This is a genomic window from Saccharothrix sp. BKS2, assembly GCF_047689505.1.
Taxonomy (GTDB): domain Bacteria; phylum Actinomycetota; class Actinomycetes; order Mycobacteriales; family Pseudonocardiaceae; genus Actinosynnema; species Actinosynnema lopnurensis.
In genome coordinates this window covers 151,178-163,928 of record NZ_JAUQOL010000008.1, presented here as the reverse complement: position 1 = coordinate 163,928, position 12,751 = coordinate 151,178, and the positions used below count along the sequence as shown (strand labels likewise).

7 protein-coding genes are annotated in these 12,751 nt (G+C 73.0%); all 7 read left to right on the top strand.

Going from position 1 to position 12,751, the window contains the following annotated elements:
• Positions 1–94 precede the first annotated feature (94 nt).
• The 7 genes from Q5530_RS18650 to Q5530_RS18620 all read left to right on the top strand — a co-directional run bounded on the left by Q5530_RS18650 (position 95) and on the right by Q5530_RS18620 (position 12,736).
• Positions 95–2,440, top strand: a complete 2,346-nt coding sequence (locus Q5530_RS18650; RefSeq protein WP_415363860.1) for a chitinase C-terminal domain-containing protein — start codon at positions 95–97, stop codon at positions 2,438–2,440.
• A 173-nt stretch (positions 2,441–2,613) separates the two neighbouring features.
• Positions 2,614–5,592, top strand: a complete 2,979-nt coding sequence (locus tag Q5530_RS18645) for a helix-turn-helix transcriptional regulator (RefSeq protein WP_415363859.1) — start codon at positions 2,614–2,616, stop codon at positions 5,590–5,592.
• A gap of 325 nt (positions 5,593–5,917) precedes the next feature.
• A complete protein-coding gene (locus Q5530_RS18640; RefSeq protein ID WP_415363857.1) occupies positions 5,918–6,670 on the top strand; it encodes an ABC transporter ATP-binding protein in 753 nt (250 codons plus the stop codon).
• Positions 6,671–6,674: 4 nt separating this feature from the next.
• Positions 6,675–9,179, top strand: a complete 2,505-nt coding sequence (locus tag Q5530_RS18635; RefSeq protein WP_415363856.1) for an ABC transporter permease — start codon at positions 6,675–6,677, stop codon at positions 9,177–9,179.
• A gap of 367 nt (positions 9,180–9,546) precedes the next feature.
• Positions 9,547–10,833, top strand: a complete 1,287-nt coding sequence (locus tag Q5530_RS18630; RefSeq protein WP_415363855.1) for an extracellular solute-binding protein — start codon at positions 9,547–9,549, stop codon at positions 10,831–10,833.
• A gap of 116 nt (positions 10,834–10,949) precedes the next feature.
• Entirely contained in the window at positions 10,950–11,813 is an 864-nt protein-coding gene (locus Q5530_RS18625) for a carbohydrate ABC transporter permease (RefSeq protein ID WP_415364186.1), read from the top strand.
• Positions 11,814–11,818: 5 nt separating this feature from the next.
• Positions 11,819–12,736 (top strand): carbohydrate ABC transporter permease, encoded by a 918-nt coding sequence (locus tag Q5530_RS18620; RefSeq protein ID WP_415363853.1) that lies wholly within the window; start codon positions 11,819–11,821, stop codon positions 12,734–12,736.
• Positions 12,737–12,751: the final 15 nt, after the last annotated feature.

The following is a 12,751-nucleotide window of genomic DNA, read 5'->3' as shown; positions in this document are numbered from 1 at the left end:
TTAAGTGGTCTGGACCTATTGCCAGGAAGGTCTAGACCTATTTACGTTCACGACGCTGCGTCGAGGTCGCCGCCTGGTGCAGGAGGTACCCGTCGTGTCCCGAAGAAAGCTGTTGCCGCTCCTGGCTTCCCTGGTCACCGCGGCCGGGTTGGCCGTGGCGGTCCTGTCCCCGACCACGGCCGCCGCCGCCGGTGAGGAGTGCCGCCCCGACGGCCTCCACCAGACGCCCGGCGTCGCCGTCCCGTACTGCTCGGTCTACGACACCGAGGGCCGCGAGCAGATGGGCGCCGGCCACGCCCGCCGCGTCATCGGCTACTTCACCAGCTGGCGGACCGGCCGCAACGGCACGCCCGCCTACCTGGCCACCGACATCCCGTGGACCAAGGTCACCCACCTCAACTACGCGTTCGCGCACGTCGACGCCCAGAACCGGGTGTCCGTCGGCCCCGACGGCCCGGACAACCCCGCCACCGGCATGACCTGGCCGGGCGTCGAGCTCGACCCGACCCTGCCCTACCGGGGGCACTTCAACCTGCTCACCAAGCACAAGAAGCAGCACCCGAACGTGAAGACGCTGATCTCCGTGGGCGGCTGGGCCGAGACCGGCGGCTTCCTCAACCCCGACGGCACGCGCAACGCCAGCGGCGGCTTCTACAAGCTCGGCGCGCAGCCCCAGGCCACCGTCGACGCGTTCGCCGACTCGGCCGTGGACTTCATCCGGAAGTACGGCTTCAACGGCGTCGACATCGACTACGAGTACGCCACCTCGAACAACCACGCGGGCAACCCGGACGACTCCTGGATCTCCAACGCCAACCGCGGCACGCTGTGGGCCGGCTACGAGAAGATCATGAAGACGCTGCGGGAGAAGCTGGACCGCGCCTCGGCCCAGGACGGCAGGCACTACCTGCTCACCGCGGCCGTGCCCGCCTCGGGCTGGCTGCTGCGCGGGCAGGAGGCGTACCAGGTCACCCGGTACCTGGACTACCTCAACATCATGTCCTACGACCTGCACGGCTCGTGGAACCACTTCGTCGGCCCCAACGCGTCGCTCTACGACGACGGCAAGGACGGCGAGCTGGCCGCCGGCGGCGTCTACACCGCGCCGCAGTACGAGGGCATGGGCTACCTGAACACCGACTGGGCCTACCACTACTACCGCGGCGCGATGCAGGCCGGCCGGATCAACATCGGCGTCCCGTTCTACAGCCGCGGCTGGCAGGGCGTCACCGGCGGCACGAACGGCCTGTGGGGTCGCGCGGCGCTGCCCGACCAGGCGAAGTGCCCGCCCGGCACGGGTTCCGCGGTCGGCTCGACCACCCCGTGCGGCAACGGCGCGGTCGGCATCGACAACCTGTGGCACGACAGCACCGCGGGCGGCGCGGAGGTGCCCAGCGGCGTGAACCCCATGTGGCACGCCAAGAACCTGGAGCACGGCATCACGCCGGACTACCTGGGGCAGCACGGCCTGGACCCGGCCAACGACCCGACCGACCGGGTGACCGGCACCTACCGCAGGCACTACGACAGCACGCTCACCGCGCCGTGGCTGTGGAACGCCGACAAGAAGGTCTTCCTGTCGACCGAGGACGAGGAGTCCATCGCGGCCAAGGCGAAGTACGTGGCGGACAAGGGCATCGGCGGCATCATGATCTGGGAGCTGGCCGGCGACTACCGCTTCGACGCCGCCAGGGGCCAGTACACCGTCGGCGACACGCTGCTCACCAAGATCGACGAGGGGCTGCGCGGCGCCGCGCCCTACGGCAACCGCAAGGCGTCCGGCGCCACGCCGACCGATGTGCTGGACGTGTCCGCCACCGTCTCCGGGTTCGCCCTCGGCGACAGCAACTACCCGATCACGCCCAAGCTCAGGATCACCAACAACTCGACCACCACCGTCCCCGGCGGCACGAAGATCGGTTTCGACTACGGCACCAGCGCCCCCGGCAGCATGGCCGACCAGTCCGGCTTCGGGCTGAGGGTCACCGCCAAGGGCCACTCCGGTCCCAACGTCGGCGGCCTGAAGGGCGACTTCCAGCACGTCGAGCTGACCCTGCCCACGTGGCAGCCGCTGGCGCCGGGCGCCTCGGTGGAGGTCGCGCTGAGCTACCAGCTGCCGATCGCCTCGCCGTCGAACTTCACCCTGACCTTCGGCGGCAAGTCCTACGCCATCGCCTCCGACCACCCGCGCGCCGGAGCCCGCGGCCCGGACCCGACCACGACCACCACGACCACCACGACCACCACGACGACCACGACGACCACGACCAGCCAGCAGCCCAGCTGCACCACGCCCGCGTGGGACCGCGCCAAGGTCTACAACGGCGGCAACGAGGTCTCGCACGGCGGCAAGCGCTGGCAGGCCAAGTGGTGGACGCAGGGCGACGAGCCGGGCGCCGGCGGCGAGTGGGGGGTGTGGCGCGACCTGGGCGCCTGCTGAGGATTCCCGAGTCCCCCTTACCCGCCGCCTGCCCACCCCTTACGGCGGCGGGTAAGGGAACCACCCCCTCGGACCACGTGGATTCCCGGTGCCCGCACGCGTCGCGCGGCGGCGGGCGGCGAGGTGAGGACGAGCGGAAACAGCCCCTGTGAGCCGGTCCGAGGTGTGACAACATGCCTGGTGTGGCACGCCTCGGTTCCGGAATTCCCCTGGTGGCGCGCAACCGGGAGCTGACCAGGCTCCGCGTCGCCCTCGGCGAGGCCGCCCGCGGCGAGGCCGGCGCGGTGCTGGTCGCGGGCGACGCGGGCGTGGGCAAGACCCGGCTGGTCGCCGAGCTGGCCGCGACGGCGGGCGAGGCGCTCGTGCTGACCGGCCGGTGCCTGGACGTCGGCGAGACCGGCCTGCCCTACGTGGCGTTCACCGAGGCGCTGGGGCAGCTGCGGGACGCCGGCCTGCTCGACGTGGAGGCCCGGCCCGCCCTCGGGCCGCTGCTGCCCGACCTGGCCCTGCCGGTCGGGCCCGACGGCGGCCGCGTCGTCTCCGGGTCGCCGTCGGTGCTGGTCGGCCACCGCCCGGAGCAGGACGTGGGCCGGCTCCGGCTGTTCGACGCGGTGCACGGGCTGCTCGGTGAGTTGGCCGGCCGGCAGCCGGTGCTGCTGGTCCTGGAGGACCTGCACCGGGCCGACGCCTCCACCCGCCACCTGCTCCGGTTCCTGCTGTCCCGGCTGCGCGCGCAGCGGCTGCTGGTGGTCGCCACCTACCGCTCCGACGACCTGCACCGCGGCCACCCGCTGCGGCCCCAGCTCGCCGAGCTGGTCCGGCTGCCCGCCGTGCGGCGGCTCGACCTGACCCCGCTGAGCGCGATCGACGCGCGGTCGCTCGTCACGGCGCTGTCCGACAACCTGCCCGACGACGTGGTGCTGGAGGCGGCTGAGCGCTCGGACGGCAACCCGTTCTTCGCCGAGGAGCTGGTCGCGGCCGCCGCGAGCGGTGACCGGCGGGTGCCCCGGACGCTGACCGAGGTGCTGCTGGGCCGGGTCGAGCGGCTCGGCGCGGACGCGCGGCACGTGGTGCGGGTCGCGTCGGTCGGCGGGCGGTCGGTGCGCCACGACCTGCTGCGCGACGTGGCCGGGATGGACGACGCGGTGCTGGACGGCGCGCTGCGCGAGGCGGTGCGGCACCACGTGCTGCTGGTCGAGCGGGGTGAGGTCCACGCGTTCCGGCACGCGCTGCTGCGCGAGGCCGTGCACGGCGACCTGCTGCCCGGCGAGCGGGTGCGGCTGCACGCCGCCTACGCCGACCGGCTGTCGTCCGCCGACGGGCGCGGCGCGGCGGCGGCGCTGGCCCACCACAGCCTGGAGTCGCACGACCTGCCGCGGGCGCTGCGGGCCTCGGTGGCGGCGGCGCGGGAGGCGCGGGCGGCCGGTGCGCCCGCCGAGGCGCTGCGGCACCTGGAGCAGGCGCTGGCGCTGTGGGCGGCGGTGCCGGGCGAGGCGCGGCCGCGGGGCGTGACGGAGTTGGCGCTGGTGCGGCGGGCGTCGTGGGCCGCGGGCACGGCCGGGCAGCCGGAGCGGGCCATCGCGTTCGCGCGCACCGGCACGCGGATCGTGGACGGGTCGGACCCGGAGGGCGCGGCTGAGGTGTGGCGGCGCCACGCGCAGGCGTGCGCGGTGCTGGAGGGGCACGAGGAGGAGGGCTACCGGGCGGTGGAGGAGGCGTGGCGGCTGGTCCGGGACCGGCCGGCGTCACCCGCCCGCGCGGAGGTGCTGGCCGCGTGGGCGGACCAGCTGCGGCACCGCCGCCGGTACGCCGAGGCGCGGGAGCGGGCCGGGCTGGCCGTGGCGGACGGGCGGGCTTCGGGGGCGGAGGCGGCCGTGGCGGACGCGCTGACCACGCTGGGGCTGCTGCCCGAGCCCGCGGGCGAGGTGCCCCGGGCGCTGGGGCACCTGACCTCGGCGGTGGCTCGCGCGACGGGGGCGGGGGCGGTGGGCGCCGAGCTGCGCGCCCGGTACTCCCTCGGGCTGCACCACTACGACCTGGGTGAGCTGACCGAGGCCGCGCGGGCGTTCGACGAGGGCGTGGCGCGGGCCCGGGAGACCGGGCTGACGTGGAGCACGTTCGGCCTGGAGCTGCGCATCCTCCAGGTGCTGACCAGGTACTGCGCCGGCGAGTGGGACGGGGCGGCGGACGCGGCCGGGCCGCCGGGTCCGCGGGTGTCGGGCACGGTGTTCGCGCGGCTCGCGGCGGCGGGCACGCACGTGGCGGTCGGCCGGGGCGAGTTCGAGCAGGCGGAGCGGGTGATCGGGCAGCTGCGCCCGGACCGGCACCGCGACCCCCTGATCGCACTGGTCGCCGGGGGCGCCGGGGCCGAGCTGGCGCTGTGGCGCGGGCAGCCGGAGGTGGCCGTGGAGCGGGTCGCGGTGGCCGTGGAGCGGTCGCGGCGGGAGGACGGGTGGTTCCTGGCGGGGATTCGGCCGGCGGCGCTGGGCATCGCCGGGTACGCCGACCTGGCCGGGCGGGCGCGCCGGCAGCGGGAGCGGGGGGCCGAGGCGGCGGCGGTGGCGGCCGGGCGGGAGCTGCTGGCGCACGCGCGGGCGACGGCGGAGCGGGGGGTGCCGCGAACGGGGGTGCTGGGGCCGGAGGGGCGGGCGTGGCTGGCGCGGGCGGTGGCCGAGGGGTCGCGGCTGACCGGGCCGGGTTCGCCGGAGCTGTGGCGGGACGCGGTCGAGGGCTTCGGCTTCGGGGCGGTGTTCGAGCAGGCCGTGTGCCGGTGGCGGCTGGTGGAGGCGCTGCTGGGCGCGGACCGGCGGGACGAGGCGGTGGGTGAGCTGCGGGCGGCGGCCTCGGTGGCCGACCGCCTGGCCGCCGCCCCGCTGCGCGCCGCGCTGGACCTCGTGGCGCGACGGGCCCGGGTGTCCCTGCGCGAGGACGTCCCGCGCGACCGCGTGGACCCCTTCACCCCGCGCGAACGGGCCGTCCTGGAACTGGTGGCCCTGGGCCGCACCAACCGCCAGGTGGGCGAGGAACTCCGCATCTCGGAGAAAACCGTCAGCGTCCACGTCAGCCGCGTCATGGCCAAGCTGGGCGCCTCGCGCCGAGCCGAAGCCGTGGCCAACGCCCTGGACCGCGGCCTCCTCCCCCTCCCCGACTAACCCGCGAGTCGTACGTCCAGACCTCGCGAGTCGTACGTCCAGGACCCCCGAATTACACGTTCGCGTCGGTTCGGGCGGGGCTGTCGGGCGCGCGAATGTTGAACTCGGGGGTCCTGAACGTACGACACGGTCGACCTGGACGTACGACTCGCGCGTTCTGGACGTACGACACGCGGGGCCTGGACGTACGACTCGCGGGTCAGACTGGAGGGGGACGGTGGGTCAGACCCCGGGGGGAGGGGGATGTGGGCGGCGGGGTGACGACTGGGTAGGAGGGGTGGATTTAGCTTCGTTCCCGTTGGGTTGGTCTAGGGAATGAGGGAGCATGTCCGCACTGGTGTCCGACATCGGGACCGGCACCGCCGCCGCGGCCGCGAACCTGGTGAAGGTGTACGGCAAGGGCGACACGGCGGTGCGGGCGCTGGACGGCGTCAGCGTGGCCTTCCAGGCGGGTCGGTTCACCGCCATCATGGGCCCGTCCGGGTCCGGCAAGTCCACCCTGATGCACTGCCTGGCCGGGCTCGACAACGTCGACGAGGGCGCCGTGCACATCGGCGGCACGGAGATCACCTCGCTGGGCGACAAGGAGCTGACCAGGCTGCGCCGCGACCGCGTGGGCTTCGTCTTCCAGGCGTTCAACCTGCTGCCCACCCTCTCCGCGGAGCAGAACGTCCTGCTCGGCCTGGAGCTGGCCGGCCGCAAGCCCGACCGCGAGTGGTTCGACACGATCGTGGACGTCCTCGGCCTGCGCGACCGCCTCAAGCACAAGCCCAGCGAGCTGTCCGGCGGCCAGCAGCAGCGCGTGGCCTGCGCCCGCGCCCTGGTCGCCCGCCCCGACGTGGTCTTCGCCGACGAGCCGACCGGCAACCTGGACTCGCGCTCCGGCGCGGAGGTCCTCGACTTCCTGCGCATGTCCGTGCGCAAGCTCAACCAGACGGTGATCATGGTGACGCACGACCCGGTCGCCGCGTCCTACGCCGACCGCGTGGTCCTGCTCGCCGACGGTCGGCTGGCCGGCGAGATCCAGGACCCGACCGCCGACTCCGTGCTGTCCGCGCTCAAGCACCTGGGGGCGTGACCCGATGCTGCGCACGATCATCGCGGGTCTCCGGGCCCGCACCGCGCGGCTCGTCCTGTCCTCGATCGCCATCGCGCTCGGCGTCGCGTTCGTCACCGGCACCCTGGTGCTCGGCGACGCGATGAACGCGAGCCTGCGCGACGAGTTCGCCCGCAGCGCCCGCAACGTCGACGCCGCGGTCACCCTGTCCGGCACCACCGACGCCAGGGGCATCACGCCCCAGCAGCTGGACGCCATCCGCCGGGCGCCGGGCGTGGCGGGCGCCGACCCGCGCAACAGCGCCCCGGTGCCGCTGATCGCCGCGAACGGCAAGGCCAGGCAGGCGTACGCCACCCCGCTGGCCACCACGCCCGAGCTGCGCGAGTACGACCTCGACCAGGGCCGCTACCCGGACGCCGACGACGAGATCGCGGTCGACGCGCGCACCGCCGAGTCCGCCAAGCTCACCCTCGGCCAGTCCGTGGAGCTGCTGGGCGAGGACGAGTCGCGGCGCTCGTACACCCTGGTCGGCACCTACACCCAGGGCGGCTCCGAGATCGCCATGATGGGCGGGGACCACCTGGTCCTCACGCCCACCGCCTTCACCGGGTTCAGCCGCGACGAGCTGCCGTACGAGGTGGTGGTCGCGGCCGCGCCCGGCGTCTCGCAGCAGCAGCTGGTGGACGACGTCCGGGCCGCCGTCGGCGAGGACGGGCTCAGCTTCCGGACCGGTGAGGAGATGACCCGGGCGCAACTGGCGCAGATCAGCTCGCAGGCCGGGGAGTTCACCACGGTGCTGCTGGCGTTCGCGCTGATCGCCCTGGTCGTCGCGTCCATGGTCATCTACAACACCTTCACCATCCTGATCGCCCAGCGCACCCGCGAGCTGGCGCTGATGCGCTGCGTCGGCGCGAGCCGCGGCCAGGTGTTCCGCGGCGTGCTGGCCGAGGCCGTGGTCATGGGCCTGGTGGCGTCGGTGATCGGCCTGCTCGGCGGGCTGGGCGTGTCGGCCCTGCTCCAGAAGGTGATCAACTCGTTCAACGGCGGCTCGGGCGAGGTGCTCCTGCCGGTGGCGGGCACGACCGTGCTCGCCGCGTTCGCGGTCGGCACCGTGGTGACCGTGCTGGCCGCCGTGCTGCCCGCCCGCCGCGCGACCCGGGTCGCGCCGGTGGCCGCGCTGCGCAGCCAGCTAGACAGCGGCGAGGAGGTCGCCCGCACCGGCGTGCTGCGCGTGCTGACCGCCGTGCTGCTCACCGCGGTCGGCGTCGGCGCGATCGCCTACGGCCTGAGCCTGAACGGCGACGAGGTCGCGGCCTACATCAGCGGCGCGGGCACGATGGCGCTGCTCGGCGCGGTCCTGGTGCTCGGTCCGCTGCTGGTCGGCCCGGTCAACCGGGTGCTGGGCGCGCTGCCCCGGGCGCTGCTCGGCGTGCCCGCCAAGCTGGCCTCGGCCAACGCCGGCCGCAACCCCAAGCGCACCGCCGCGACCACGGCCGCGCTGATGATCGGCGTGACCATCGTGTCCCTGGTGACCGTGGTCGCCAACAGCGCCCGGGAGACGGCGAACGCCCAGGTCGACGAGCGGATGCCCGCCGACTACACGGTGACCTCCTCGGTCTGGGACCGCCCGCTGCCCGAGGAGCTGGCCGACCAACTGGCGGCCGTGCCGCAGGTCGCGGAGGTCGCGCCGACCACCACCGTCTACGCGGACCGGGCCTACTTCACCGGCATCGGCCGCGAGGCGCTGGGCAGCCTGTTCCGGCCCGTGGTGGTCAGCGGTTCGCTGGACGACCTCGTGGACGGCACGGTCGCGCTGCGCCAGGAGTACGCGGAGGAGCAGGGGCTGGCGGTCGGCTCGACGCTCGTGGTCGAGGGCATGGGCGGCGGCGAGCAGTCGCTGCGGGTGGTCGCCGTGGCCACCGGCAACCGCCTGGCCGACGGCGTGATGACGCTGGAGACCTCGCGGCGGTTCGAGAGGACCGCCGAGGGCTACGAGAGCATCATGATCAAGCTCCGGGACGGCGCGAGCGACGGCCGCGCGGCGATCGAGGCCATCACCGACGCCTCGCCGCTGGCGGTGCTGGACAGCGCGGCGGAGACCAAGGAGCAGCTGAGCGAACAGCTCGACCAGGTGCTGGCGTTCATCTGGGCGCTGATCGGCCTGGCCGTGGTGATCGCCCTGTTCGGCATCGCCAACACGCTCACGCTGTCGGTGCTCGAACGCACCCGCGAGTCGGCCCTGCTGCGGGCGCTCGGCCTCACCAAGGGGCAGTTGCGGCTGATGCTGGTCGTCGAGTCGATCCTGATGGCCCTGATGGGCGCGGTGATCGGTCTGGCGCTGGGCGTCGGCTTCGGCTGGGTGATCAACCGGTCGGTGTCCTCGGACGACGTCTCGATCGACCTGGTCGTCCCGTTCGGCCAGCTGGGCGTGATGCTCCTGGCCGCCGTGGTGGCGGCGGTGCTGGCCGCCGCGCTGCCCGCCCGGCGCGCCGCGCGGACCTCGGTGATCGCGGGGATCGCCGAGGCGTGACCCGCGGTGGCCCGCCTCCTCGTCGGGGGAGGGGCGGGCCACCGCGCGGGAGCGGGGGAACGGGAGCGGGGGAGCCGGGGGAGCGGGGAAAACTTCTGGCCCGCGCGTCCCACCGGGCCCCCGGGGCCCTCTAACCAGGTGCGGGGTGGCCCGAGCGAGGGCCGGGCCACCCCGCCTTTCTGTGATCACCTGCTGTGACAACCGGGTCACGCGTGGCACACGGAAGCGCTTCAGAAAGTTACGGAACGATGTCGTAGTCCCGGTCCCCGTTGACATCCCGGCCCGCTCGCCCAAGTGTGAGAGCGCTCTCATGAGAGCGCTCTCATGTCGTCGGGGCGAGAGCCGGCGAACGCGTCGAGGAGGACGGATGAGCAGGATCCCGGTCGGTCGGACGACGGCGGCGGTGGCCGTCACCATGGCCGCCACCCTGGTGGCCGCGTGCGGTGGCGGGGGAGGTGGCGCCGGCGACGACGGCAGGATCAAGCTGTCGATCGGGGTGTTCTCCGACTTCGGGTACGCCAACCTGATCAAGGAGTACCAGCAGGCGCACCCGAACATCGAGATCGAGCAGCGCACGGTCAAGATGGAGCAGCACCACACGCAGCTGGCCACCCAGCTCGCCGGTGGTCGCGGCGCGGCCGACATCGTGGCCATCGAGGAGGGCGCCATCGCCCAGTTCCGCCAGTCCAAGGACAAGTTCGTCAACCTGGCGGACCACGGCGCCAAGGAGCTGGAGGGCCAGTGGGCCCCGTGGAAGTGGAACCAGGGCACCGCCGACGGCGGGAACTTCGTGCTGGGCCTCGGCACCGACATGGGCAGCCTCGCCCTGTGCTACCGCCGCGACCTGTTCCAGGCCGCCGGCCTGCCCACCGAGCGCGAGGAGGTCGGCAAGCTGTGGCCGACCTGGCAGGACTACCTCCAGGTCGCCGACACCTTCACCGCCGCCACGCCGGACAAGAAGTTCGTCGACACCGCCCAGAACGTCTACAAGGCGATCCTCGACCAGACCGAGGAGGGCTACTTCGCCAAGGCCGACGACTCGTTCATCGGTGACTCGAACCAGAAGGTCGAGGACGCCTTCCGGCTGGCGGCCACGCTGGGCGAGAAGAAGCAGACCGGCGCGCTGGCCTCGTTCAGCCAGGACTGGAACGTCGCCCTCAAGCAGGCGTCCTTCGCCACCACCACCTGCCCCGCGTGGGCCCTCGCGCTGATCAAGGCGGGCGCGGGCGACGAGGCCGCGGGCAAGTGGGACGTGGCCGCCGCGCCCGGCGGTGGCGGCAACTGGGGCGGCTCCTTCCTGGCCGTGCCCAAGCAGGGCAAGCACCAGAAGGAGTCCTACGAGCTGGCCAAGTGGCTGACCGCGCCCGAGCAGCAGAAGCGGATCTTCAAGGAGACCGGCAACCTGCCCAGCGAGCCCGCCGCCTACCAGGACCCCGAGGTCACCGCGACCAAGAACGAGTACTTCAACTCCGCGCCCGTCGGCGAGATCTTCGGCAACTCCGCGGAGAGCCTGGAGCCGACCTACCGCGGCACCAAGGACTCGGTCGTCACCCCGGTGTTCAACAACGCCCTGTCCCGCGTGGAGAGCGGCAAGCAGTCCACCGCCGAGGCGTTCGAGCAGGCGGTCCGGGAAGCCCGGGAAGCGACGAAGTGACGGTCGCACCGGAGCGGACGGGGGCGGGACGGGGCAGCGCCCCCGTCCCGCCCCCCGCCGGGCGCGGGTCGTGGCGCGACCGGCTTGGCCGGTGGGACACCAGGTACACGCCGTACCTGGTCGTCGCGCCCTTCTTCGTGGTGTTCGGCGTCTTCGGGCTCTACCCGCTGCTCTACACCGCGTGGGTCTCGCTGCACGACTGGCAGCTCATCGACGGCAACCAGGGCTTCACCGGCCTGGCCAACTACACCGAGCTGCTGTCCGACGGGAACTTCTGGAACGCGCTGGGCAACACCGTCAGCCTGTTCCTGCTCGCCACCGTCCCGCAGCTGTTCGCCGCGCTCGGCCTGGCCGCCGTGCTCGACCGCGGGCTGCGCGGCCGGGCGTTCTGGCGCGCGGGGGTGCTGCTGCCCAACGTCATCTCGGTCGCGGCGGTCGCGCTGGTGTTCGCGCAGCTGTTCGGCCGAGACTTCGGCATCGTCAACCACCTGCTCGGCCTGGTGGGGATCGACCCGGTGGACTGGCGCGCCGAGACGTGGGCCTCGCACCTGGCCATCAGCTCCATGGTCATGTGGCGGTGGACCGGCTACAACGCGCTGATCTACCTGGCGGCCATGCAGTCGGTGCCCAAGGACATGTACGAGTCGGCCATGCTCGACGGCGCGTCCCGGTGGCGGGTGTTCTGGTCGATCACGGTGCCCAGCATCCGGCCGACCATCCTGTTCACCGTCATCGTGTCCACCATCGGCGGTATGCAGCTGTTCGTCGAGCCGCAGCTGTTCGACCCGGGCGGCACGGCCACCGGCACCGGCGGTGACGACCGGCAGTTCCAGACCCTGGTGATGTACCTGTACGAGAAGGGCTTCCGGCTGTTCGACGCGGGCTACTCGTCGGCCATCGCCTGGGTGCTGTTCCTGCTGGTGCTCGTGGTGGCACTGGTCAACTTCGCGGTGACGCGGCGCATCGCGTCGAAGGGGTGAGGCGGATGGCGGTCGTGGAGTCCCGCGAGGCGTCTCGCGAAACCCCGCGCGGGGCGTCGGGCGAGGCGCCCCGCCGGGCGCGCCGGGGGGCGTCGCGGTTCTCCGTCGCGCACGCCGGCCCGCTCGCCTACGGGCTGCTGGTCGTGGTGCTGCTCGCGTCGGTGTTCCCGCTGTACTACTCGTTCCTGATCGCCAGCAAGGACAACTCGGCGCTGGGCGACGTGGTGCCGTCGCTGGTGCCGGGCGGGAACCTGCTGGAGAACCTGACCCGGGTCTTCGACACCGTCGACTTCTGGCTGGCCATGCAGAACTCGCTGGTGGTCGCGGGCACGGTGGCGATCAGCAACGTCGTGCTGGGCACGCTGGCCGGGTTCGCGTTCGCGCGGCTGCGGTTCCGGGGCCGCAACTCGCTGTTCCTGGTCGTGGTCGGCACCTCGATGGTGCCCACGCAGCTCGGCGTGATCCCGCTGTACATGCTGATGTCCGACCTCGACTGGTACGGCACCCTCCAGGCGGTCATCGTGCCCGCCCTGATCGGCGCGTTCTCGGTGTTCTGGATGCGGCAGGCGTGCGAGGAGTCCGTGCCGTACGAGCTGGTCGAGGCGGCGCGGGTGGACGGCTGCAACGTGCTGCGGACGTTCTGGCACGTGGCGTTCCCGGCGGTGCGGCCGCAGGCGGCGGTGATGGGCATGTTCACGTTCATGACGGCGTGGAACGACTTCTTCTGGCCGCTGATCGTGCTGGACCCGAACGACAGCCCCACCGTGCAGGTGGCGCTCTCTACGCTGGCCAGCGGCTACTACACGGACTACTCGCTGATGCTGTCCGGCGCGTCGCTCGCGGTGCTGCCGGTCGTGGCGATCTTCGTCCTGCTGGCCCGCCAGATCGTCGGCGGGCTCATGCAGGGCGCGGTGAAGGGGTGAACTTCTCGGTGAACT

Excerpts from the sequence above, each read along its gene's own strand:
- Q5530_RS18645 (WP_415363859.1), top strand. The coding sequence starts at position 2,614 with ATGCCTGGTGTGGCACGCCTCGGTTCCGGAATTCCCCTGGTGGCGCGC.
- Q5530_RS18640 (WP_415363857.1), top strand. The coding sequence starts at position 5,918 with ATGTCCGCACTGGTGTCCGACATCGGGACCGGCACCGCCGCCGCGGCC.
- Q5530_RS18635 (WP_415363856.1), top strand. The coding sequence starts at position 6,675 with ATGCTGCGCACGATCATCGCGGGTCTCCGGGCCCGCACCGCGCGGCTC.
- Q5530_RS18630 (WP_415363855.1), top strand. The coding sequence starts at position 9,547 with ATGAGCAGGATCCCGGTCGGTCGGACGACGGCGGCGGTGGCCGTCACC.
- Q5530_RS18620 (WP_415363853.1), top strand. The coding sequence starts at position 11,819 with ATGGCGGTCGTGGAGTCCCGCGAGGCGTCTCGCGAAACCCCGCGCGGG.